Here is a 23,034-nt window from a genome sequence, read left to right on the forward strand (position 1 = left end):
CCGCTCAGGGCGTGAGCAGCCAGGCCTGGTCGACGACGACCGGCGCGCGGGCGCCGATTGCCAGGCGCAGCGCGGAGAAGGCCCGGAGCGGCTGCCCGTCGCACAAGGCGAGGTCGACGACGAACCGCTCGCCGGTAAAGACGCAGGCCGTCACCGAGGCCGGCATGCCGGCGGCGTCGAAGCGCACGGATTCGGGGCGGACCAGGACCGGCCGCGCGGCGCTGCGGGCACCGTGCTGCAGCGCCGCCGCGATTTCCGGCCAAAGGAGCGATCGCCCGCCGCCGTCCGGCAGGCGGAGCGACAGGATGCGCCCCTGCCCCACCAGCGCTCCGACCACGGTTCCTTCCGGCCGCTGGTAGATTTCCTCCGGCGGCGCCATCTGCTCGAGCCGGCCCGCTGACAGCACCGCCACATCCGTGGCAAGCGCCATGGCCTCGCTCTGGTCATGCGTGACATAGACCATGGTGGCGCCCGACTGCCTGTGGAAATCCCGGAATGTCTCCTCCATCGCGGCACGCAGGTGCCGGTCGAGGTTGGCAAGCGGCTCGTCGAGCAGCACGACGCCGGGCGATGCGACCAGGCAGCGCGCGAGCGCCACGCGCTGGCGCTGGCCGCCCGAAAGTTCGGCCGGCCGGCGCTCGGCGAAATCGGCGAGCCGCACGACGTCGAGCGCGTCCATGATCCTGCCGCGCAGGGAGGCACCCCTCATGCCACGCAGGCGCAGCGGATAGCCGACATTCCCGGCAACGGTCATGTGCGGCCAGAGCGCATAGGACTGGAACACCATCGCCATGTTGCGCTCTTCCGGCGGCAGGACACCGGACGCGGTGGAGATGAGCCGGTCGCCGAGCGTGATCGCGCCGTCCGTCGGCTGCTCGAAGCCGGCGATCATGCGCAGGATCGTCGTCTTGCCGCAGCCGGAGGGGCCGAGAAGCGCCAGGAATCCACCGTCGCGCACCGTCAGGGAAACGGCGTCGACCGCCGGCCGCGCGGTGCCGGGAAAGACCTTCGTCAACCTGTCGAGGGTCAGCTTCGCCACGGCAGCGCCCCCCGCGGCATGTAACGCGACAGCGCCTCGAGCATCGCCATCAGGAAGACGACCATCAGCACCACCAGCACGGAAAGCGCTGCGGCAAGGTCCGAGCTGCCGCTGTCGTCGAGGTTGAAGATCGCGACCCCGAGCGTCTGGGTGCCGGCCGACCAGAGCAGCGCGGAGACGGTCAGCTCGTTGCAGGCCGTCAGGAAAACGAGCACGAAGGCGGCCCCCGCGGCCGGTGCGACGGCGGGCAGCAACACCTCCCGCAGGCGGCGCCAGAAACCGGCACCGGACAGCCGTGCCGCTTCCTCCAGCGCCGGATCGAGCTGGCGGAAGGCACTCTCCATCGGCTTCAGGCTAAGCGCGAAGAAGCTCGACAGGTAGGCGATCAGGATGATCCCCAGCGTGCCGTAGAGCGAGATGCCGAGGATCGGCAGGGGCGCGGCAAGGAGCAGGATGAAGCAGACGGCGAGCACGATGCCCGGCAGCGCATAGGGAATCTCGATCAGCGTCGCAATCACCACCGTCGCCCAGGCGCCCTGCCGCGTCATCAGATAGGCGGCCGCCGATGCGAACACGAGCAGCAGGCCGGCGCTCACGGCTGCAAGGACGAGCGAGTTCGCGAGCGCCGAGCGTGTTACCGCCTGCCGGAAGAGGATGTCTGCATAGGCGCCGAACGACACCGTGTCCGGCGTCAGCGCCACGCCGTAGGCCGGCACCAGCGAACTCGCCACGAGCGCGAGCAGCGGCGCGACCAGAATGGCGAGGAGGACGAGCCAGAGCAGGCCCTCGACGACGAACCGGATCCGGCCGAGCGGAAAGGGTGCCTGCCCGCCGGAAAGCCCGGACATGCGATAGTCCCTCCCCCGCATGGCGCGCTGCTGCACGACGATGCCGGCGACCGAGATCAGGCCGATCAGCATGGACAGGACGGCCAGATCGGCAAAGGTCTGCGCTCCGAAGCTTGCAAGCCGGCTGTAGACGAGCGTCGGCAGCGTGAAGATCGAGGCCGGAATGCCGAGGATCGCCGGAATGCCGAAATTGCCGACGCCCGAGACGAAGGCGATCGCCGCGCCGGCGATGACACCGGGCATGGCGAGCGGCAGCACGATGTCGAGAAAGGTGCGGAAGGGCGTGGCGCCTGAAAGCCTCGAGGCCTCCACCAAATCACGCGGCACCGAGGCGAGGCCGGCGCGCAGCGCCAGGAAGACCAGCGGCGCATGCTGCACGCCGAAGAGCAGCGCGATGCCGCCGATGGAATAGAGCGGCTGCGGGCTGCCGAGCGGCGGCGCCAGCCTGAGCGTCTTCAGCAGCGGGCTCGCCGGACCCGACATCTCCACCCAGGCAAGCGCGGTGATCTGCGGCGGGATCATCATCGGCAGCATGAACAGGAAGCTCAGCAACCGCTTGCGGCCGATGTCGGTGAGGCTCGTCGCAAAGGCGAAGGTGGCGCCGATGAGCATCGAGACCACCATGCCGAGGAGCGCGGTGCTCAGCGTGTTGCGCACCGCGTTCCAGGTTCCGCGTTCCGCAAGCACCGGCGGCAGGCCGCCCGCCTCCAGCGACGCTTTCAGTCCGGCGAGCAGAAGCCTGCCGAGCGGCAGCGCGCTCAGCAGGAAGACGACGACGAGGACAGACGGAAACAGCCAGCGGGGCTGGCTGTTCGCTTGCGGCAGGCGCGGCATCGGACGCGTCAGTTGGTGCCGAAGATGTCCGAGAAGGACCTGATGTCGGCTTCGGTGTTTTTCACCGCCGCGGCGGCGTCGAGCGGCAGGACGTTGATCGCGTCGCGCGCCGGATAGCCTTCGGGCATGGCGATGCCGTTGCGGGCCGGGATATAGCCCATGGCGAGCGATACTTTCTGGCCCTCTTCGGACAACAGGAAGTCGACGAATTTCCTGGCGTTCTCGGCATTCTTTGCGCCGGACAGGATCGCGACCGGCTCGGTGACGGCCGACACGCCTTCCGTCGGGAAGACGAACTCGACCGGTGCGCCCTTCGCCTTCTCGCGGATCGCCATGAAGTCGACGATCATGCCGTAGGCCTTCTCGCCGGTCGCGACCGCCTTCAGGACACCGCCATTGCCGCCCGACGCGGCAGCGCCGTTTGCCTGCAGCGCCTTGTAGTAGTCCCAGCCGAAACCGTCGAGGCCGGTCAGTACCTGCGCGTGGATGAGGGCGGCGCCGGAGGTGAGCGGGCTCGGCATCATCACGAGGCCCTTGGCCTCGGGCGCAACGAGGTCCTTCCAGCTCGCCGGCTTCATGCCGGCCGACGTGTTGTAGACGATGCCCGTCGTGATGAGCTTGGTGGAGTGGTAGGCACCGTCGGCATCATAGAGCGACGCGTCGAAATTCGCGGCTTCCGGCGACTTGTAGGCGAGGAGCTGGCCGGCCTCCTTCATGCGCTGCAGCGTCACGGTATCGGCGATCAGCAGCACGTCGGCAACCGGATTGCCGGCGGCGATCTCGGCCTGCAGCTTCGCCATCAGCTTCGTCGTGCCATCGCGCACCCACTCGACCTCGACGCCCGGATTGGCGGCCTTGAAGGCGTCGACGGTCGCCTGCGCGTCCTCGTTCGGTTGGCTCGTGTAGAGCACCAGGTCGGCGGCATTGGCCGAAAGCGCGAACAGGCCCGCGGCGGCAAGCGCGGTGAAGGCGGTGAGAAGCTTCTTCATCGGATCGTCCCTCGTTGAAAATGGGGCGATCCATAGTCCTGCCGCTTGACAGGCATGTGACAGTTTCCGGCCACGGCGAACCCGGCGGCGGAAGCAGGACCTGACGGTTTTGACAATCCGGCTGACGGAGCGGCCAGAAATGCCGGCCCATTTTCCGGAATAAATCCATTTCACCTGCAATCCGACTTGGCTAGCGTCACGTCGTCCGGCAAGAACCGGCCGAACCGCGCCAAGGAGCATTGCATGACATCCGCGCCCACCGCCGATCGGGCCGCCCGCGCCCGGGACCTGACCCTTGCCATGACCCGCTGGCAGAGCGTGACCGGCAGCGCCGGCGAGGCGGCCTTCGGCGAGCGGCTGCGGTCGCTTCTCGCGGATCTCCCCTGTTTCCGCGCCAATCCCGATCACCTGCTGGCTTTCGACAGCCACGGCGAACCGGCGACGAAGAATGTCGTCGCGCTCGTGCGCGGCAGCGGCCGGCGGACGATCGTGCTCGCCGGCCACTTCGACACCGTGTCCATCGCCAACTACGGCACGCTTGCCTCCCTTGCGACGGAGCCGGATGCGCTGCTTCCCGCCCTCCTTGCCGAACTGCGCGGCCGTGTGCGCAACGCCGCGGAAGACAGGGCGCTCGCGGACCTCGAAAGCGGCGATTTCCTGCCGGGCCGCGGGCTGCTCGACATGAAGAGCGGTATCGCCGCCGGCATCGTCGCGCTCGAACGGTTTGCGGCATGCGATGACGCCTACGGCAACCTTCTCCTCGTCGCGACGCCCGATGAGGAGGCGCTTTCGAGGGGCATGCGCAGCCTGCGGAGCGTCCTTCCCGACGTCGCCGATCGCTTCGGCCTCGACATCATCGGCGGCATCAACCTCGATGCGTCGAGCTGCGAGAAGGACGGCGAGGAGGGACGCGCGGTCTATCTCGGCTCCGTCGGCAAGTTCCTGCCCTTCGCCTTCGTCGTCGGCCGGGCGACCCACGCGGGCTATCCCTTCGACGGCATCAGCGCCCATCGCATCGCGGCCGAGATCCTGCGGGCGATCGATACCGACCCGCACCTGCGTGACGAAGCGCACGGCGAGACGTCGCCGGCCCCGGTCTGCCTCGAAATGAAGGATCTGCGCGATACCTATGACGTGACGACGCCGGACCGCGTCTGGCTCGCCTTCAACTGGCTGACCCACCGGCGCAGCCCGACGACGCTGCTCGACGACTTCCGGGCGATCGTCGCAGCGGCAGCCGCCGCGGCGCTTCACCGGCAGGCGGAGAACCGCTCCGTCGCGACCGGCACGCCGCAGGTCGACGTGCAGGCGGCGGTGCTGACCTACGAGGCTCTGCTGCAGCGCGTCGCCGCGCGGGGCGGGCCGGAAGCGGCCAACCGCCTCGCGGCGCTTGAAGCCGAACTTTCGAAGATCGACAACCCACTCGAAATCACCCGCCGCCTCGTCGATGCGGCCGTGACGGAAGCCGGCCTGGAAGGTCCGGCAATCGTCGTCGGTTTCGGCAGTCTGCACTATCCGCTGGTGCATATCGACCGGTTCGGGGCGACGGGCGAAGGCATGCGACGATCGCTCGCCCGCGTCATGGCGGAGGTCGCCGCCCGCCATGCCACGACGATCAGGTTCAAGCAGATCTTCGCCGGCATTTCCGACATGAGCTATCTTGGCCACCGGCCGGAGATCTCGGATGCGGCGGCGCTCAAGGCGAACACGCCGGCACGCATCTTCGCCGACGACGTGCCGCCGGGCCTGCTCGCCTTCCCGGTGGTCAATATCGGCCCCTGGGGCCGCGACTATCACCAGAAATGGGAGCGCGCGCACACGCCCTACACGTTCGGCGTGTTGCCCGACCTCGTCTTCGAGGCGGCGCGCGCCTGCCTCAAGGAAACGTCATAACGTCAGGCCGCGGCCGCCGTCATCTCCGAGCGCACGAGCCGGCCGAGCCGGGAGATCCCCTCCTCGATGGTCGGCGCGTCGGCGCAGGAGAAGCTGAGGCGCAGCGTGTTGGCGCCCGAGCCGTCCGCATGGAAGGCCCGGCCCGGCACGAAGGCGACCTTCTCCGTCTCGATCGATTTTGCGAGCAGCGCGGTGCCGTCCATGCCCTCCGGCAGCGTCACCCAGACGAACATGCCGCCCTCCGGCTTCGTCCAGCGCGTGCCCTCCGGCATGTGCCTGCCGAGCGCCGCCAGCATGCTGTCCCGGCGGTGGCTGTAGGCCTTGCGGATCTTGTCGACCTGCGCGTCGAAGCCGCGCTCGGCGACATGGGCGATCGCCATCTGGTTGATCGTGGAGGAATGAAGGTCCGCCGCCTGCTTCATCAACACGAGCTTGCGGATGACCCTGCTGCTCGCGACGATGTAGCCGACCCGCAATCCCGGCGCGAGCGTCTTTGAAAAGCTGCCGCAGTAGATCGTGCGCGCAGCCTCGATGTCGCCGCCGTTTGCCGCAAGCTCCAGCGCGAGGATCGGCGGGATTGCCTCGCCGTCGTAGCGCAGCGACTGGTAGGCCGCGTCCTCGATGATCGGAATGTCGAGGTCCTCGGCGAGCGCGATCAGCTTTTCGCGCCCTTCCCGGTCGATCGTCTCGCCCGTCGGGTTGGCGAAATCGACGGAGAGATAGGCGAACTTGACCTTGCCGCCGTTCGCCGCCGCGGCGAGGCGATAGGATTCCGGCGTGCGGTTGCCGGTCACGGACAGCTTGTCGTAGGCGGGCTCATAGGCATTGAAGGCCTGCAGCGCGCCGAGATAGGTCGGCCAGGTGACAAGGGCGGTGTCGTTCGGCGACAGGAAGAGCTTGCCGAGATAATCGAGCCCTTGTTGCGAGCCGGAGACGATGAAGACGTTCTCCGCCGCGCAGGCGACGCCGAGCTTCGCCATCTCGCCGGCAAGCCAGCTGCGCAGCGGCCCATAGCCCTCGCTCACCGAATATTGCAGCGCGGCGTTGACGGCCGGTCCGGAGAAAATCTCGGCATAGGCCGCCTTGAAATCCTGGTCCGGGAAAAGCGCGGGATCGGGAATGCCGCCGGCAAAGGAGATGATGTCGGGGCGGTCGAGCAGCTTCAGGAGCTCGCGGATTTCCGACGCCTTCATCCGCGACGAACGCGTCGCGAATATGTGGTCCCAGTTCAACATGGATGTTTCCTCGGCAAGTGTTTGCCGGACCACATCACGAAACCACAATTATGTCAATAATGCTGACCTAATTTCGACGCAAAAAGAGAACGAAATCACTTGGCGGCGTAGTTGTCGTAAAGACTGCACAGAAGCAAAGCAACAATGCCGCACAGGATGAGAAAGTCCATAAAGGCGAAATATTCGAGAATTGCCGTCATCGCACGATCCTCCCGATGGCGAAACGAGACGGCGAGGATTCTGTTCCGCGACCGCGCATCGCGCAACACTATTGTTTGCGGCAATGCAGCAATTTTCGCGATGCGACGCGGCAACACTCGCGGGGCGGCAAAGAAAAGAGCCGGGCGGTCGCCCGCCCGGCCCAGATTTTCGTCTTGGGAGTATCTTAGTTGACGGCCTTGTCGACCAGCTTGTTCTTGCCGATCCACGGCATCATGCCGCGCAGCTTAGCGCCGACTTCCTCGATCTGGTGGCTGTCGTTGACCCGGCGGATGCCCTTGAAGCGGGCCGCACCCGAACGGTATTCCTGCATCCATTCCGAGGTGAACTTGCCGGTCTGGATGTCCTTCAGGACGCGCTTCATCTCGGCCTTGGTCTCCTCCGTGATGATGCGCGGGCCGGTGACGTATTCGCCCCACTCGGCCGTGTTGGAGATCGAGTAGTTCATGTTGGCGATGCCGCCCTCATAGATCAGGTCGACGATCAGCTTCACCTCGTGCAGGCACTCGAAATAGGCCATTTCCGGCGCATAGCCGGCTTCGACCAGCGTCTCGAAACCGGCGCGGATGAGTTCGACGAGACCGCCGCAGAGAACGACCTGCTCGCCGAAGAGGTCGGTTTCGCACTCTTCCTTGAAGTTGGTCTCGATGATGCCGGACCGGCCGCCGCCGACGCCGCAGGCGTAGGAGAGCGCGAGATCAAGTGCGTTGCCGGATGCGTTCTGGTGAACGGCGACGAGGCAGGGGACGCCGCCGCCCTTCTGGTATTCGCCGCGCACCGTGTGGCCCGGGCCCTTCGGCGCGATCATGACGACGTCGACCGACGCCTTCGGCTCGATGAGACCGAAATGCACGTTGAGGCCGTGCGCAAAGGCGATCGCGGCGCCGTCGCGGATGTTGCCGGCGATCTCGGCCTTGTAGATGTCGGCCTGCAGCTCGTCCGGCGTCGCCATCATCAGCAGGTCGGCCCACTTGGCGGCCTCGGCGACGGTCATGACCTTGAAGCCGTCGGCCTCGGCCTTCTTGACGGTCGGCGAGCCGGCCTTGAGCGCGATCGCCACGTTCTTGGCGCCCGAATCCTTGAGGTTCAGCGCATGGGCACGGCCCTGCGAACCATAGCCGACGATGACGACATTCTTGGCCTTGATGAGATTGAGATCGGCATCACGATCGTAATAGACGCGCATTGATGTTTCCTTCCCTTGCTTGTCCAGGTTTCCTCGGCAGGCGTTCTACGCCCCTGCCCTCACGTTATCCACGCCGGCAAGCGCGAGAAAGGCGGTCACCGCCCTTTCCGCCCGGCCGGCGAATTCCGTCTTCAGCGGCGCCGGATCCTCGCCGAGCAGCATCCTCAGATGCAGGTCGGAGACGATCAGCCCGTAGAGCATTCCATAGGCCTCCTCCGCATCGGCGAAGGCAATCAGCCCAGCGGCGCGCCCGGCCTCGAGCAGCGACGCCGCGCGCCGGCCGATCTGCCGGCGGCCGCGCTCCTGCAGCATGCGGCCAAGCTTCGAGCCTTCGCGGCTCGCCTGCCCGATCGCCAGCCGGTTCAGCGCCAGCGACACCTCGCCGGAGAGCACGTCGAGCAGGTCGCGCGCGAAGGTCACCAGGTGCGCCCGGAAGCTTCCCGCACCGAGCGCCGATGCATCGACGCCGACGGTGCGCACCTTGCCGGCCTGGTGGCCGATCATCGCGGACAGCAGTCCGTCGCGGTCGCCGAACCACTTGTAGAGGCTCTCCTTCGAGCAGTTCGCCGCCCGCGCGACGCCGGCCGTCGTCAGCGCACGCTCGCCGCCCTCGACCAGCAGCGCCAGCGCGCAATCGAGCACGGCGCTTTGCCGCTCGGTCAGGTCGTTTTCAGCAATGCCCCGGATCTCGGCCAGCACCCTCGAACCATCTCCCAATTTGCGTACCGTACGGTACGGTTCTGTCGTATAGGCGTTTGCCTGAGCATCGTCAAGCGGGCGACGGGAGAACGGCACCGGTTGCTTGACCGCCGGGGACATTGGGCCGATCATGGGCCTGCCGGCGACGCAGAGGAAATGCGTCCGGAGAGTGCCGATTGATTCGGCGTCCCGTCGATTCGCGGACAAGTCCGCCGAGCCTGCTGTTTTACGACCCCCGCCAGGAGAGCCCGCACAGCCCTTTGACAGGAGACGGAAAATGATGAATTTCCTGCCTGCCCTTCACGAAGGACATGCCCCGATTGCTCTGCAACACCTGTTCCGCGACGCGCTGGAAGCGTTCGACGACTGGGAAAACGGCGCCCCGGAACCGACGGTCGCGTTCGACGACCGGCCGCTGCCGATCAGCATCGTGTTTCAGGAAATGCGCCGGTGCACCGACATCGTGCCCCATGCGATGATCGGCATCGTGCTCGACAGCATGAAACGCTCCTGGCAGGGCGAGGACCCGTTCGACCGGATGTCGTTTTCGACCGCCTCGCGCATCATGGGTGTGCTGATCCGCAAGCGACGGCTCCATGGAAAGGCAGGTGCAGCCGCCTTCATCGCGCACCGCCGCCCGGACCGCAGCCGGCATTGATCTCATTGCAAAAGCACGCGTCCCGCCGGACCACCGGGCGGGACGGGCGAAGAAGGAGAATAAGGCAGGAACCTGATCCGTCTCAGGCAGGCGGTCGCCGGTCGGCAGCCGCCGAAATTCGCTTGGGAGATTTCATGATCCGGCCCCTGTTTTTCACCGCCGCCCTTCTGGTCGCGGCCCCGACCCATGCCAGGGATGAAATCCCCTATGTCGGCACCTGGGACTGCGAGGTCGCCACCTTCGTTTTCACGGCCGACACCTACGATGCCGGCGAAGGGCCGATGCCGATCCTCAGGAGCACCGAGGAAAACGGCACGCACACGCTGTCCTTCAAGGACGACTACCGCATCAGCCTCTCCAACGTCACGGAAACCGGGATGGACTGGTTCTCGGAAGCGAGCGGCGACGGATTCCATTGCAAGAAGATCGCCGACTGACGGCAGGGAAGCAACCATGACGAGAAGTGTAGCACTGCTGCCGGCCGCTGCTTCGGCCGCGATCGCCCTGTTCCTCGCCGGCCCCGCGAATGCATCCGAGATGCGCTGCGGCTGGCTGCAGAACCCGACACCCGGCAATTACTGGCTGACGGATCGCGACGCCTCCTGGACGCTGCTGACACAGGGCGGCGCCGAGGAACCCGCCGGCATCGAACACCTGCCGGATCTCTCGGCCGGCGACTATGTCCGGACCAACGGCAACTACGGTTATGCCTGCGCTTGCATGCGCGTCGACACCGACGCGGCGGAAAACCGGATCCTGGCGATCCATTCCGTCGAACAGATCGCCATCGCGCGCTGCCGGAACGACGCTTCCTTGCTGACGCCGGAGTGAGTTTTCTCGACCGACTCCTTGACCTTAGAAAGCGAAACGCCTATTTGACTTCGCATCGAGATTTGAACGTGACTTGTGCTTTCGCGCCTCCTGGGGTGCAGTTTGACGATCTACTCCTTCAAATTCGACCAAGACTGATCATCGCGGCCTATTGCGCTGGTCAATGATTATATGCCGACAGAAGGAAAGGTTTTTCGTCATGGCAACTGGTACCGTCAAGTGGTTCAACACCACCAAGGGTTATGGCTTCATCGCTCCCGACAATGGCGAGCCCGATGTATTCGTGCACATCTCCGCCGTTCAGCGCGCTGGCCTCGCCGGCCTCAATGACGGTCAGAAGGTGAGCTTCGAACTCGTCCGTGACCGCAAGTCCGGCAAGATGTCCGCTGACCAGCTCAGCGCATCCTGATCGCGACGTTTCCAGGCTGTTGACCACGGATGAAGTGGCAGCGGCAGGAAATGAAGGAAGGCCGGCGGTTTCGTCCGGCCTTTTTCTTTGCCCGCACGGCGCCTATCGCGGCGGGTTCTGCGCCTCGCCCTGGGTGATCAGCCGGGCGCTGTGCTGGCCGCTGAGATAGGTCCAGAGCCAACTCCAGGCGACCGCGAACCGGCTGCGCGTGCCGATCAGGAAATAGATATGGGCAAGGCCCCATATCCACCAGGCAAGCGTTCCCTTCAGCCGGATCCGTCCGAAGTCGACGATCGCCGACCGCCGCCCGATCGTCGCAAGATTGCCCTGGTTGCGATAGCGGAAACCGGCGGGCGCCTCGCCGCCCTCAAGCCGCGCGCGGATGACACGGGCCACGAAGGCGCCCTGCTGCTTGGCCGCGGGGGCGACGCCCGGTACAAGCTTGCCGTTCTCCTGGGCGACGGACGCCGTATCACCGATCACGAAGACATCCGGCAGCCCCGGCGCCGTCAGATCCGCCTGGACGATCGCCCGCCCGGCCCGGTCGGCCGGGATGCCGAGCCATTGCGCGGCGGGCGACGCCTGAACGCCCGCCGCCCAGACGATGGTCCGGCTCGCGATCGCACCCTCGCCGATCGTCACGCCCTCGCGGTCGCAGTCCGTGACGCGGGTCTCGGTCAGCACCTCGACGCCAAGCGCCTTCAGCGCGCGCTCGGCATAGGCGGAGAGATCTTCCGAGAAGCCGGCGAGGATACGGGAGCCGGCCTCGATCAGCACAACCCTCGCCTTGCGGGTATCGATCCGCCGAAACTCGCCGGGAAGGATCTGGTGGGCGATCTCGGCGATGATGCCGGCAAGCTCGACCCCGGTCGGTCCGGCGCCGACGATCACGAAGGTCAGCAGCGCCTCGCGGCGCGCCGCATCCTCTTCCAGTTCCGCCCGTTCGAAGGCCGTCAGCATGCGGCGGCGGATCGTCGTCGCGTCCTCGAGCGTCTTGAGGCCGGGCGCGACCGCCTCCCATTCGTCATGGCCGAAATAGGCATGTGTCGCACCCGTAGCAAGCACGAGCGTGTCGTAGGACACGGCGCCGCCGCCGGACAGCAGGACGGTCTTCGCAGCCGGATCGACCCCCGTCACTTCCGAGAGCAGGGTCGTCACATCCGCCCGATCGCGAAAAAGCCGGCGGATCGGCCAGGCGATCTCCGATGTCGCGAGGATCGTGGTCGCCACCTGGTAGAGAAGCGGCTGGAAGAGATGGTGGTTCCTGCGGTCGACAAGGGTGATCCTGACCGGCGCCCCTTCGAGATCCTTGACGAGCTGCAGCCCGCCGAATCCGCCGCCGACGACGACAAGGTGATGGGGCTCAGCCATTGCACTCTCCGATCTGCCGCTTCCTTTTCCGCAGATAAAGGCTGCCCCGCCGCATTCAAGGCACCGGTTCGAAAGGCTGATGCGTCTATTCTGCATAGCCGACCGGCACGGCCGACCCGCTTTTCAGCACTTCCATGGAAATGGAAGCCGAAACATCGAAGAGTTCCACCTTGCGCACGATCTGCTTGTAGATCACGTCGTAGTGCTCGACCCGCGGCAGCACGATCTTCAGGATATAGTCGTGGTTTCCGGTCAGCCGGTGCGCCTCGACGATCTCGGCGATGTCGCCGATCGTCTTGCGGAAAAGCTCGATCCAGTCGTCGCTGTGATGGGCCGTCTTCACGAGGGCGAAGACCGTGGTCGGCACGCCCATCCGCTCCGGGTCGAGGAGCGCGACCCGCCGGGCGATATAGCCGTGCTCCTCCAGCCGCTGGATGCGCCGGGCGCAGGCCGAGAGCGACAGGGAGACCTTTTCCGCAAGATCGGCAACCGAGGTCGCGGCATCCCGCTGCAGCAGGTCCAGCAGCTTCCGGTCGCGTTCGTCGAGAGTCATGGCGCAAATCTCCGCATTCACCTCATAATGCGCACTTCAATCGCGCAAATAAACAGTACGGCGCAAAATATTTGCAAAACTATAGCGAATTGCAGCGATATTCGGGAGCCTTTGGCGCGCCGCCCGGTCTAGCATCTGGCATCAGTCAATTTGGCGAGGACAGAACATGAAGACGATCGGCCTCATCGGCGGCATGAGCTTCGAAAGCACGGCGGTCTATTATAGGATGATCAACGAGATGGTGCGCCAGCGCCTCGGCGGCCTGCATTCGGCGGAGCTTCTGCTCCACTCCGTCAACTTCGAGGAGATCGTGCGCCTGCAGAAGGCCGGCGACTGGGCGGCGGCGGCACGCCGGCTCGGCGCGGTCGCGGCCGGTCTGGAGACGGCCGGCGCGGGCTGCGTGCTCATCTGCACCAACACGATGCATCTGGTCGCCGACGCGGTGCAGGGCTCGACCGGCGCGCACCTCATCCACATCATCGACGAAACCGCCGCGGCGCTGAAGGCAGCCGGCAAGCATCGGCCGCTGCTGCTCGCCACGCGCTACACGATGGAGCACGGCTTCTATGCCGACCGCATGGCGGCGCTCGGCATCGATGTGATGGTGCCGGACGCGGACGGGCGCGCCCTCGTGCATGATGTGATCTTCAACGAACTCTGCCAGGGCAGGATCGTCGCCGCGTCGCGTGAGCGGCTCATCGCGCTGATCGAGCGGGCGAAGGCCGCGGGCGCCGACAGCATCATCCTCGGCTGCACCGAAATCTGTCTGATCCTCGACCCGGCGGACCTGCCGCTGCCGGGCTTCGATTCGACCGCCATTCATGCCCGCGCCGCCGTCGACTTCGCCCTTGGCGCAGATCATGCCATCAAGGCGGCCTGAACAATATAGTTGACTCCGTCAAATAAATTCCGATCATGGTGTCTGCAGGAGAACACCATGATCGCACCCGCCTTTGCCGAAATCGGCGCGGACACCATCGAGGCCGTCCGCGCCTTCAACCGCTTCTATACGAACCGCATCGGCGTGCTTGACCGCGCCTATCTCGATACGCCCTATACGCTGACGGAAGCGCGCGTGATCTACGAACTCGCGGCGCAGGGAACGACCTCCGCGTCGCGGCTCACGGAGGAGCTGTCGCTTGACCCGGCCTATCTCAGCCGCATGCTCAAGGGTTTTTCCGACGCCGGCCTTGTCGAAGCCTGGCGCGATCCGGCCGACGGCCGCGGCCGCATCCTCTCTTTGACGCTGCGGGGTCGCGCGGTCGCCGCCGAACTTGCCCAGCGTTCGCGTGAAAGCATCGGCACACTGCTCGCCCCGCTCGGCGACGGCGCGCAACGGGATCTGACGGCGGCGATGCGCACGATCGAGACTGCGCTGTCCGGCCGCATCGTCTCCCCTCCCACCACGATCCGCCCGCATCGCATCGGCGACATGGGTGAGGTCGTCGCCAGCCAGGCGAAAGCTTATGCCGAGGCCTATGGCTGGAACGCGGACTACGAGGCACTCGTTGCCGAAATCTGCGCGACGTTTCTCCGCCAGTTCGATCCCGCGCGCGAACACTGCTGGATCGCCGAGATCGACGGACGGCTTGTCGGCAGCGTTTTCCTCGTCCGCAAGGACGACAGAACCGCAAAGCTTCGGCTCCTGCATGTGGAGAATGCGGCGCGCGGCCAGGGGCTGGGGACACGGCTCGTCGACGCCTGCATCCGCTTTGCGCGCGAGGCGGGCTACGAGCGGCTGGAACTCTGGACGAACGACATCCTCGTCGCCGCACGCCGCATCTACGAGGCGGCCGGTTTCCGGCTGGAAAACGAGGAACCGCACCACAGCTTCGGCAAGGACCTCGTCGGCCAGACCTGGGCGCTCGACCTTCGGGTGGAGAGGCCCCCTCACGCCTCGGCCGGCTGAAGCCCCCGCTCGGCCCAGCGGCATTCCCGCAGACCCGCGGCTTCGAACGGGTCGACGAGCGTTCCCGAGACGATCGATGCCAGGATCTGCGGCGCGGGCGGCACCCGGGCGATCGTCGCCACCAGCCGGTCGCGCAGCCACGCGATCGCCCGCGAGTCGGACTGGTAGAAGGGCGTGAAGACGTAGGACAGCAGCTGGAAGAGCCGCACGTGCCGCTGCCTGGCCGCGGCATAGGCGGTGAGCGCGGCGTCGATCGTCGCCTGGCCGGCCAGCGCATGGGCGAGCGCGGCAGCGTCAAGCAGCGCCATGTTCGCCCCCTGCCCCAATTGCGGGCTCGTGGAATGGGCGCTGTCGCCGATGAAAGCGATGCCGTCGGCATAGGGCGGCAGCGTCGTTCGATGGGCATAGCGCGCGAGCGTCAGCTGGCCCCAGTCGCGGATCTGGTCGAGGAAGGGCGCGGTCTCCGGCCAGCAGTCGCGCACACGATCTTTCCAGCGCTCGAGGCCGGCCCGGCGAAGTGCATCCGCCTCCGCCACCTTCAGGCTCCAGAAGAAGGCGGCCTTGTCGCCCTCCCCTTCGCCCGCCCGTCCCACGGGCAGGATGCCGACCATCACTTTCGCCGCGTCATACCGCTGAGTCAGCGCGCTGCGTTCGTGCGGCACGGTCTCGCAGTCGAGCGTCGCCCAAAGCGCACCCCAGGCGAGTTCCTTCACATGCGGCGCGACGATCGATGCCGCCGCGAGCGGCGAGCGCGCGCCGCTGGCGTCGACGACCAGATCGTAGTCGCCGACGATCTCGCCGTCCGGGTCGTGCAGCACGGTGCGGTTCGCCCGCGTCTCCGCCTTGGCCACCGTGATGCCTGTCCGGATGGCGATCCCCTCTGCGGCAACAGCCTCGTGCAGCGTGGCGAAGAGGGCGGCCCGATGGACCGCGAGACCATAGCGCCCGCCCGGCAGGGCGTCGTAGCGAACGTCGAGCACCGTGCGCCCGCTCACGGCATCCCTGCCGCAAAGCCGGTCGATGCGGTTGCCCAGCCGGTGGATGCGGTCGGCAAGGCCCAGCGCATCGAGCACGGTCAGGCCCGTCGGCTGCATCATCAGGCCGGAGCCGACCGGCGACGGCCTGTCGAAGCGCTCGACAATCTCGACCGCGTGCCCCGCGCGGCTGAGGAAAAGTGCTGCGGCAAGGCCGGCAGGGCCGGCGCCGGCGATACCGATATGAAGCCCCCGCATGCCGCCTTCAGCCCTGTTCCTCGTCGTAGGCGGCGCGCGCCGCGCGGATCGCCGCATGGTTTTCCGCCGACCAGTGCACGAAAGGATGCAGCACGGTGAGGAACGAGCGGCCGAGATCGGTCAGCCGGTATTCGACGCTCGGCGGCTGGGTCGGATAGACGGTGCGCGTCAGGTAGCCGTCGCGCTGCAGGTCGCGCAGCGTCTGCGTCAGCATGCGCTGGGAAATATCCGGAATCAACCGCCGCAGCTCGGAGAAACGCCTCGGTCCATCCGCGAGCGCGAAGACCATCAACGAACTCCACTTGCCGCTGATCTTGTCGAGCACGTCGCGCACCGGACAGTCGCTCATCGAGAGCACCCGTCCGTCGATCACCATCACGCGCTCGCCCTGCGCCTTGCCCGCGACCTTGTTCATGACCGGTTCCCTCCAGGTAACCACGGCAGGAAAAACTGCCTCCTTTACAGGCTCTAGCAGATTACCGGATAAGAGCAACTCTCAAAAAGAGACCAACTTGGCAGATGGCACCGGATAACCCGGGCCCTTCAAAAAAGGAAGAAACCATGTCGGACACCCTTCTCGTCACCGGTGCCTCGGGCCAGCTCGGCCGACTCGTGCTCGACGAACTGCTCGCCTCGGGCAAGGTCGCCCCCTCCTCCGTCGTCGCGGCGACCCGCGACGTTTCCAAGCTCGCCGCCTATGCCGACAAGGGTGTCGCGGTCCGCACGGCGGACTTCGACGACGACGCATCGCTGGAGGCCGCGTTTGCCGGCGCCGGCAAGGTGCTGATCATCTCGACCGATGCACTCGGCGAGCCCGGCAAGCGCCTTGCGCAGCACAAGGCCGCGGTCGCCGCGGCGCAGCGGGCCGGCGTCAAGCACATCCTCTACACCTCCATGCCGCAACCGGACGATTCGCTCGTCACCTTCGCCGGCGACCATCTCGGCACGGAGGAGGCCATCAAGGCGAGCGGCATCCCCTACACGATCCTGCGCAATGCCTGGTATGCGGAAAACCTCTTCCTTGCCCTGCCGCATGCGCTCGAAACCGGCACGTGGTACTCCTCGGCCGGCGCGGGCCCGAACGCCCATGTCCGTCGCGCCGACATCGCAGCCGCGGTAGCCGCGGCGCTGCTCGACGCGGGAAGCGAAAGCCACACCTACACGCTGACGGGTCCTGCGAAACACACGACGGACGAAATCGCCGCCATGGCTTCTAAAATTACCGGCAAGCCGCTTGCGGTCGTCCACATCACGGACGAGCAGCTTGCGGAAGGCCTGAAGGCCGCCGGCCTGCCGGCGTTCCTCATCCCGGCACTCGTTTCCTTCGACGCCAACACGCGCGCCGGCAAGTTCGATCTGGTGACATCGGACGTGGAGACACTCTCCGGCCGCAAGCCGCAGGATCTCGCGAGCTTCCTTTCGGAAAACAAGGCGGCGCTCGGCGCCTGACGCAAAGGCAAATGGCGGCGGCCGTCGGGGCGCCGCCATTTGCCTCCCGGCCCGCTCAGACGTCCTGGCCGCAGGCGCGGCGGAAGCGGCGCACCGTTTCCGCCATGCCGTATTCCAGCGCATCGGCCGTCAGGCCATGGCCGATGGACACTTCGGCGAGACGCGGGATGCGCCGCGCGAGTGCCGGCAGGTTTGCGACGGTGAGGTCGTGACCCGCATTCACGGCAAGCCCCAGGTCCTCGGCCATGTCCGCCGTCCGGCCCAGTTCCTCGACGATCGCCAAGGCCCGCTGCGGATCGTCGTAACAGCCGCCGTAAGGACCGGTATAGAGCTCGATGCGATCGGCACCGACGTCCCGTGCGATCGAAAGCGCCTCGCGGTCCGGAGCCCCGTCGGCGAACAGCGAGACCCGAATCCCCCTGTTCTTGAGGCGCCCGACGATCGTCCCGAGCAGATTGTGGTTCCTTCGGAAATCCCAGCCATGATCGGACGTCGCCTGCGCCGGATCGTCCGGCACCAGCGTCACCTGTTCGGGGCGGGCTTCCTCGACGAGGCGCAGAAAGCCCTCGTCCGGATATCCCTCGATGTTGAACTCCGCCGTGGGGAATTCCTCATCGATCAGCACGCGGATCGGCTCGAGGTCGCTGAAGCGCACGTGGCGCTGGTCGGGTCGAGGATGCACGGTGAGCCCGCCCGCGCCCGCGCCGAGTGCTACTCGACCGAGGCCGGTAACGCTCGGCCAGGGCAGGTCGCGCCTGTTGCGCAGCATGGCGATCGCGTTGAGATTGACCGAGAGACTGGCGGGCATGGGCGAAGCTTTCCGGTTGCGATGCCCGACCACTAGCGCTTTGTTTCCGCGAGAGCAATCGTTGCGGCCCGTCGATTTCGGACGGCCTTGCAACGGTGGCGCCTCCCTCGGCGCCTCCTTCCTTCCGAGAAGGAATTTTAACACCTGCTGCCTATCGCGGGGTTGCGGGGGAGCGGGAATCACCGGTAACCTGTTTTGTATGATTTTTCCGTCACGGCGGCAGTGAGCCGCGACGAGCGGGCCATGGAGCGGCAGTGACGATGAATCCGCAGGGTACAGCCGCAGCATGACAGCGTTGGGTCGACCCGATGCCGAGGCCGTCCGGGCCAGCCTGGCGCGCGTCCTTGCGAGCGAGACGTTCTGTCGATCGGAACGCCTGCGCTCCTTCCTTGCCTATGTGGTTGAAAAAGAACAGACAGGGCTTGGCCACCAGCTCAAGGGTTATACGATCGGCATAGACGTCTTCGCCCGGACCGCCGCCTTCGACGCCGGAAGCGACCCGCTCGTGCGCGTGCAGGCCGGCAAACTGCGCAAGCTGCTCGACCAGTATTACGAAACCGAGGGGCGGTCCGATCCGGTTCGAATCTATGTTCCGCGCGGGAGCTATGTGCCGGAGTACCACATGTCCAGGCACGCCGACGCCGCGCCCAAGCACCGGGCTGCCGGCGGACCGGCACTGGACAAGCACCACGCCGGGCGCGCCTCATGGCTGCCGGCCCCGGTGTCATCGCCTCTGGCGCTTGCAACGCTGCTGCCGCTGCTCTTTCTCGTTCCGGACGCCTATCCGGACGCCGCGACCATCGGCATCGCCAACGCCAAGCTGGTCATCGCCAGCACTCGCGGCGTGGCGGCCGAGCGCGATGCGCTGCCGCGCCTGACGATCCAGAGGTGCTGGCCGGGCACCGTCGAATGCCTGGCGCTCGCCTCGGCGATCGGCAGGGCGGCGCTCTACTACGATACGATCAGCCTGCGGCCCGAGAGGGACTCCTCCATTTCGGGAGCGCGCGACTATTCGATCCGCGTCGAGAGCCGGCGCGACAACCTTGCCGTTTATGCCCGGCTGGTGCACGACGAGAGCGGCGAGACCGTGCATGCGGAATATTTCCGGCGCGAAGAGCTTTCCGACGAACCGGACGTCGTCTACGAGGCGGTCGCCTTCGCGGCACGCACGCTTGCCGCAAACGGCCGCATCTACCGCCATGCCGCACAGGCGGGAACCGCAAGCGAACGAATGAAATGCCTCGTCCGGCAGGCGGCGCGCAAGGGAAAACCGCAGAGACCTGCAGATGCGGAGGATCGGTGTTCCGAGGGGGCAGAACTCGCCGGCGCGCTCGTGCCGTTCGGCATGAACGGCCGCAATCAGCTCCGGTGATCGCCACCTCGGCCACACCCAATTCCCATCGACGAGAACCTCCGGAAATACATCCCTAGATATAGGGGTATAAAACGAATCGCAGCCGAATTACTCTTTATCTTGTCCCGAGCAAAGGTGTGGCGTGCGATCGGGGCTTTCGCAACCGACCGTAACCTCGATGCCGGCCAAGACGGGCAGCGAGGTTGCGTCAGGGTCGAGGCACACGGGGGATATGGTGGCGATGGGCATTCTGATTGCGGGGCTGTTTGCATGATGGCAGGCGGAACCAAGAAGATTTCGAGTTTCTCGCGAACGCAGGGCGGCAAGGCGATACGCTTTCTGCCGCAGGCGCCGCTGCCGGAAAACCTGCCGGACGGACGGCTGGCGATCGCCGACATGGCGAATGCCTTCGGCGTCACGCACCGCACACTGCATTTCTACGAGGAAAAGGGCCTGCTGACGGCCGCCAGGGTCGGTCCGATGCGGGTCTACGGCCCGCAGGAAATCCAGCAGATGGCAGTCGTCAACACCTGTCGCGAAACGGGCATGCCCGTTGCGGTGATCCAGGAACTGCTCGATGCGCTCGGAGACGCCGGAAGCCAGGAAGAGGCCGACACGATCTTTCGCGGCGCGATGATCGCCCGCCGGCGCGAACTGACGGCACAGCAGTCGACGATCCGCAGGCAGATGCAGCAGATCAACGAGCTTCTCGAATTCAGCTCCGCCTCGGAAATCGAGACGAACGACAACACACCGCCGGGCAGCCTGACGGACGTGGAACTGCGCTGCCTGTCGCTGATGGCGGAAGGCTATCCCACGACGCGCATCGCGCGCGCCCTTGACCTCGATCCGGGCGAGGCGCAGGTGATCGAGCGGGAAATCGTGCGCAAGTTCAACGGCAACAACCGCTTCCAGGCGGTGGCAAAGGCCGTGCTTCTCGGCATCATCGGCCACTGACCCCCGTCTCTCTCCGAGCAGGAGCTCCGGCAGACCGGCAATAATTTTGCAAATCCGCTCCCTGAAAAGCGGGCGATCGTGCGCTTCCCATCAGCGCACGATGGTGAGCGTCTCCGCGGCGCGCGTGATGGCCGTGTAAAGCCAGCGTTCACGCGTGTCGCGGAACGCCCAGCTCTCGTCGAACAGCACCACATTGTTCCACTGCGAGCCCTGGGCCTTGTGCACCGTCAGGGCATAACCGTAGTCGAATTCGTCGTAGCGCTTGCGCGTCGACCAGGGAATTTCCTCGTCGAGATTCTCGAACGCCGCCTTCAATAGCTTTATCTTGGCCGCGCCGCGGTCCATGTCGTCGTCTTCCGGCCGGATCATCAGGTTGATGCCGGGCTTCACCGTCTCCTTGGACGAGCTCATCACCTGCCAGAGCGAGCCGTTGAGCAGGCCCTTGGCCGGGTCGTTGCGCAGGCAGACGAGCTTGTCGCCGGACTGCGGATACTCGGTCTGAAATCCCTTCAGCTCCCGGAGGCGCTGGTTGTAGCGCCGCCGCGTCCGGTTGGTGCCGACGAGCACCTGGTCGGCGTCGAGCACGAGCGGCTGCGTCACCTCGTTCTTCGAGATCACCTGCGCCGTTCCCCAGTCGCCGTGCATGATCTCCTTGCCCTCGCGCACATGCATGGCGAGCTGGATGATCGGGTTGTCACGCGCCTGGCGGTGGATGTCCGTGAGAAGGTAGTCCGGCTCCTCGTTGGTGAAGAAGCCGCCGCCGGAGACCGGCGGGAGCTGACCGGGATCGCCGAGCACGAGGATCGGCGTGCCGAAGCTCATGAGGTCTCGCCCGAGCGCCTCGTCCACCATCGAACATTCGTCGACGACGATGAGGGCCGCCTTCGCCACCGGGCTCTGGCGGTTGATAGAGAACATCGGCGCGATCGAGGTCTTGCCCGTCTCCTCGTCCGATACCTCCTCCTCGCCGCGCGGCCGGTAGATCAGGGAGTGGATCGTCCTGGCATTGGAGGCGCCCTTGGAGCGCAGCACCTGTGCCGCCTTGCCGGTAAAGGCCGCAAACAGCACCTCGCCGTCGACATTCTCGGCGAAATGCCGCGCGAGTGTCGTCTTGCCGGTGCCGGCATAGCCGAAGAGGCGGAAGAGCGGCGTGCGCCCCTCCTTCAGCCAGCGGCTCACGGCCTTCAGGGCCTCGTCCTGTTGCGGTGCGAATTCCATGCCCGGACTTGGCAGGATTCGGGCGGACGAGGCAAGCTGAAATGGACGGGCGGCGAGGCGACGGGACGGCGGTCGGGACGATGTGCCGCCCATGGCCGGCAATCTCCACTGCCCCTCATTTTGGCCATGGATAATTTCGCTGCAATGCGGTAGGCGCTGCGTCTGTCTGCCCCGGGAAGTCATCTGCCGATGGACGATCAGCAAAAACAGAGGTCGCTCCTCGCGCGGTTCCCGCCGGTCCTGCAATGGGTCTTGCTGGCGGCCCTGTCGCTGGTGATCGCGGTTCCGCTCGAATATGCCGATTTTCCCGCGGCGCTGCTGATCGGTCCGATGCTCGCGGGCATCCTCGTCGCGGTCGGCGGGGGAAGCATCCGCCTGCCGGCGCCCTTCTTCTTCTTCGTGCAGATCGTGCTCGCGATGATGATCGCCGGAACGGTCTCGCCCGAACTCGTCGGCACCTTTGCGGCGAACTGGCCGCTCTTCCTCGCCGTCGTGCTCTCGGTGATCGCGATGAGCACGCTCTGCGGCTGGCTGCTCGGCCGCACAGCGATCCTGCCGGGCACCACCGCCATCTGGGGCTCCTCCGCCGGCGCCGCATCGACCATGCTGGTGATGGCCGATGCCTATGGCGCCGATGTGCGCCTCGTCGCCTTCATGCAGTATCTCCGCGTCGTCATGGTGGCGAGCCTCGCGACCGTCGTCGCCCACTTCGCCGCACCGCAGACCGCGGCGCAGGACGTCCCGTGGTTCGGGCCCTTCGAACCGGCCGCCCTGGCGCTGACGCTTGCCGTCGGCATCGGCGGCGGATTCCTCGGCACGATGCTCCGCGTGCCGGCCGGCGCGTTCCTCATGCCCTTCGTTCTCGGCGCAGCGCTCAATTTTTCCGGCCACCTGACCGTCGAGCTGCCGCAGTGGCTTCTTGCCCTGTCCTTCGCCCTGCTCGGCTGGCGGATCGGCCTCGGCTTCACCCGCTCCATCCTGCTGCATGCCCGCCGTGCCCTGTTTCCGACCTTCGCCTCGATCGTCGTGCTGATCGGCTTTTGCGGCACGCTTGCCCTGCTTCTGATCGTCCTCCTCGGCGTCGATCCGCTGACCGCCTATCTCGCGACCAGCCCGGGCGGCCTCGATTCCGTCGCCGTCATCGCCGCCTCCAGCGATGTGGACCTGTCCTTCGTGATGGCCCTGCAGACGAGCCGGCTCGTGATCATCACGCTCATCGGTCCCGCCGTCGCCCGCTTCGTTGCCGACAGGACGTGACGACGGCGGGGAATTTTCGCGCGCCATGGAATAAACTCGCCGCCGGGCGTGTCCAATCGCCGTATCCGCATGATGCGCATACGCCG

The 23,034-nt window shown here is 66.2% G+C and carries 24 protein-coding genes; 11 read left to right on the forward strand and 13 right to left on the reverse strand.

Annotated features, from left to right (window positions below):
- Positions 1-4: 4 nt before the first annotated feature.
- Genes LXM94_RS11210 through LXM94_RS11220 form a run of 3 tightly spaced genes read right to left on the reverse strand, consistent with a single transcriptional unit; the run spans position 5 to position 3,710 of the window.
- A complete protein-coding gene (locus LXM94_RS11210) occupies positions 5-1,039 on the reverse strand; it encodes an ABC transporter ATP-binding protein (RefSeq protein ID WP_235771359.1) in 1,035 nt (344 codons plus the stop codon).
- Positions 1,027-2,721 carry an ABC transporter permease gene (locus LXM94_RS11215; protein WP_235771360.1) on the reverse strand — a complete coding sequence of 565 codons (1,695 nt, stop codon included), beginning with the start codon at positions 2,719-2,721 and terminating at the stop codon, positions 1,027-1,029. Before LXM94_RS11215 ends, LXM94_RS11210 begins: the two co-directional genes overlap by 13 nt.
- Before the next feature lie 8 nt (positions 2,722-2,729).
- Complete coding sequence (locus LXM94_RS11220) at positions 2,730-3,710, reverse strand: ABC transporter substrate-binding protein (RefSeq protein ID WP_235771361.1); 981 nt, start codon at positions 3,708-3,710, stop codon at positions 2,730-2,732.
- Positions 3,711-3,953: 243 nt separating this feature from the next.
- On the opposite strand from LXM94_RS11220, the gene LXM94_RS11225 reads away from it, so the two are divergent.
- Entirely contained in the window at positions 3,954-5,603 is a 1,650-nt protein-coding gene (locus tag LXM94_RS11225; RefSeq protein ID WP_235771362.1) for a M20/M25/M40 family metallo-hydrolase, read from the forward strand.
- 2 nt (positions 5,604-5,605) lie between these two features.
- Here the strand turns inward: LXM94_RS11225 and LXM94_RS11230 are convergent, their stop codons facing one another.
- The 4 genes from LXM94_RS11230 to LXM94_RS11245 form a co-directional block, all read right to left on the reverse strand.
- Positions 5,606-6,838, reverse strand: coding sequence for an aminotransferase-like domain-containing protein (locus tag LXM94_RS11230; RefSeq protein ID WP_235771364.1), 1,233 nt, complete (start codon positions 6,836-6,838; stop codon positions 5,606-5,608).
- Between the two features lie 95 nt (positions 6,839-6,933).
- Positions 6,934-7,266 (reverse strand): hypothetical protein, encoded by a 333-nt coding sequence (locus LXM94_RS11235; RefSeq protein ID WP_235771366.1) that lies wholly within the window; start codon positions 7,264-7,266, stop codon positions 6,934-6,936.
- On the reverse strand, positions 7,224-8,243 hold the full coding sequence (gene ilvC, locus LXM94_RS11240; RefSeq protein WP_235771367.1) for a ketol-acid reductoisomerase: 1,020 nt from the start codon (positions 8,241-8,243) through the stop codon (positions 7,224-7,226). The genes LXM94_RS11235 and ilvC overlap by 43 nt, the downstream gene beginning before the upstream one ends.
- A 45-nt stretch (positions 8,244-8,288) precedes the next feature.
- Complete coding sequence (locus LXM94_RS11245) at positions 8,289-8,942, reverse strand: TetR/AcrR family transcriptional regulator C-terminal domain-containing protein (RefSeq protein ID WP_235771369.1); 654 nt, start codon at positions 8,940-8,942, stop codon at positions 8,289-8,291.
- 277 nt (positions 8,943-9,219) lie between these two features.
- Between LXM94_RS11245 and LXM94_RS11250 the strand changes: the two genes are divergently transcribed.
- The 4 genes from LXM94_RS11250 (at position 9,220) to LXM94_RS11265 (ending at position 10,840) form a co-directional block, all read left to right on the forward strand.
- The gene (locus tag LXM94_RS11250) at positions 9,220-9,600 is read left to right on the forward strand and encodes a BRA0787 family protein (protein WP_235771371.1); all 381 of its coding nucleotides are present in this window, start codon (positions 9,220-9,222) and stop codon (positions 9,598-9,600) included.
- A 134-nt stretch (positions 9,601-9,734) separates the two neighbouring features.
- A complete protein-coding gene (locus LXM94_RS11255) occupies positions 9,735-10,037 on the forward strand; it encodes a hypothetical protein (RefSeq protein WP_235771373.1) in 303 nt (100 codons plus the stop codon).
- Positions 10,038-10,053: 16 nt separating this feature from the next.
- Complete coding sequence (locus LXM94_RS11260) at positions 10,054-10,431, forward strand: DUF4087 domain-containing protein (RefSeq protein WP_235771374.1); 378 nt, start codon at positions 10,054-10,056, stop codon at positions 10,429-10,431.
- A gap of 199 nt (positions 10,432-10,630) precedes the next feature.
- Positions 10,631-10,840 carry a cold-shock protein gene (locus tag LXM94_RS11265; RefSeq protein ID WP_235771376.1) on the forward strand — a complete coding sequence of 70 codons (210 nt, stop codon included), beginning with the start codon at positions 10,631-10,633 and terminating at the stop codon, positions 10,838-10,840.
- Between the two features lie 102 nt (positions 10,841-10,942).
- Here the strand turns inward: LXM94_RS11265 and LXM94_RS11270 are convergent, their stop codons facing one another.
- Positions 10,943-12,211, reverse strand: coding sequence for an NAD(P)/FAD-dependent oxidoreductase (locus tag LXM94_RS11270; RefSeq protein WP_235771378.1), 1,269 nt, complete (start codon positions 12,209-12,211; stop codon positions 10,943-10,945).
- A gap of 85 nt (positions 12,212-12,296) precedes the next feature.
- A complete protein-coding gene (locus LXM94_RS11275; RefSeq protein WP_235771379.1) occupies positions 12,297-12,764 on the reverse strand; it encodes an Lrp/AsnC family transcriptional regulator in 468 nt (155 codons plus the stop codon).
- A gap of 166 nt (positions 12,765-12,930) precedes the next feature.
- Between LXM94_RS11275 and LXM94_RS11280 the strand changes: the two genes are divergently transcribed.
- Both LXM94_RS11280 and LXM94_RS11285 read left to right on the forward strand, forming a co-directional pair.
- Positions 12,931-13,644, forward strand: a complete 714-nt coding sequence (locus LXM94_RS11280) for an aspartate/glutamate racemase family protein (RefSeq protein ID WP_235771381.1) — start codon at positions 12,931-12,933, stop codon at positions 13,642-13,644.
- A gap of 57 nt (positions 13,645-13,701) precedes the next feature.
- Complete coding sequence (locus LXM94_RS11285; RefSeq protein ID WP_235771382.1) at positions 13,702-14,673, forward strand: bifunctional helix-turn-helix transcriptional regulator/GNAT family N-acetyltransferase; 972 nt, start codon at positions 13,702-13,704, stop codon at positions 14,671-14,673.
- Here LXM94_RS11285 and LXM94_RS11290 read toward each other — a convergent pair.
- Complete coding sequence (locus LXM94_RS11290) at positions 14,655-15,905, reverse strand: FAD-dependent oxidoreductase (RefSeq protein ID WP_235771383.1); 1,251 nt, start codon at positions 15,903-15,905, stop codon at positions 14,655-14,657. The genes LXM94_RS11285 and LXM94_RS11290 overlap by 19 nt on opposite strands.
- A 7-nt stretch (positions 15,906-15,912) precedes the next feature.
- Positions 15,913-16,320, reverse strand: a complete 408-nt coding sequence (locus LXM94_RS11295) for a winged helix-turn-helix transcriptional regulator (protein ID WP_235771384.1) — start codon at positions 16,318-16,320, stop codon at positions 15,913-15,915.
- 146 nt (positions 16,321-16,466) lie between these two features.
- Between LXM94_RS11295 and LXM94_RS11300 the strand changes: the two genes are divergently transcribed.
- Entirely contained in the window at positions 16,467-17,354 is an 888-nt protein-coding gene (locus tag LXM94_RS11300; protein ID WP_235771385.1) for an SDR family oxidoreductase, read from the forward strand.
- A gap of 55 nt (positions 17,355-17,409) precedes the next feature.
- On the opposite strand, the gene LXM94_RS11305 is transcribed toward LXM94_RS11300, so the two are convergent.
- Positions 17,410-18,162, reverse strand: a complete 753-nt coding sequence (locus tag LXM94_RS11305) for a pyridoxine 5'-phosphate synthase (protein ID WP_235771387.1) — start codon at positions 18,160-18,162, stop codon at positions 17,410-17,412.
- 286 nt (positions 18,163-18,448) lie between these two features.
- Between LXM94_RS11305 and LXM94_RS11310 the strand changes: the two genes are divergently transcribed.
- Together LXM94_RS11310 and LXM94_RS11315 are read left to right on the forward strand one after the other, a co-directional pair.
- Positions 18,449-19,534, forward strand: a complete 1,086-nt coding sequence (locus tag LXM94_RS11310) for a hypothetical protein (RefSeq protein ID WP_235771389.1) — start codon at positions 18,449-18,451, stop codon at positions 19,532-19,534.
- Between the two features lie 255 nt (positions 19,535-19,789).
- A complete protein-coding gene (locus tag LXM94_RS11315; protein WP_235771414.1) occupies positions 19,790-20,473 on the forward strand; it encodes a MerR family transcriptional regulator in 684 nt (227 codons plus the stop codon).
- Positions 20,474-20,563: 90 nt separating this feature from the next.
- Here LXM94_RS11315 and LXM94_RS11320 read toward each other — a convergent pair whose 3' ends face one another.
- Complete coding sequence (locus LXM94_RS11320) at positions 20,564-21,691, reverse strand: ATP-dependent DNA helicase (RefSeq protein ID WP_235771390.1); 1,128 nt, start codon at positions 21,689-21,691, stop codon at positions 20,564-20,566.
- 189 nt (positions 21,692-21,880) lie between these two features.
- On the opposite strand from LXM94_RS11320, the gene LXM94_RS11325 reads away from it, so the two are divergent.
- Complete coding sequence (locus tag LXM94_RS11325; protein WP_235771392.1) at positions 21,881-22,948, forward strand: AbrB family transcriptional regulator; 1,068 nt, start codon at positions 21,881-21,883, stop codon at positions 22,946-22,948.
- Positions 22,949-23,034: the final 86 nt, after the last annotated feature.

It is taken from the genome of Rhizobium alarense, from assembly GCF_021555155.1.
Lineage (GTDB): Bacteria > Pseudomonadota > Alphaproteobacteria > Rhizobiales > Rhizobiaceae > Rhizobium_D > Rhizobium_D alarense.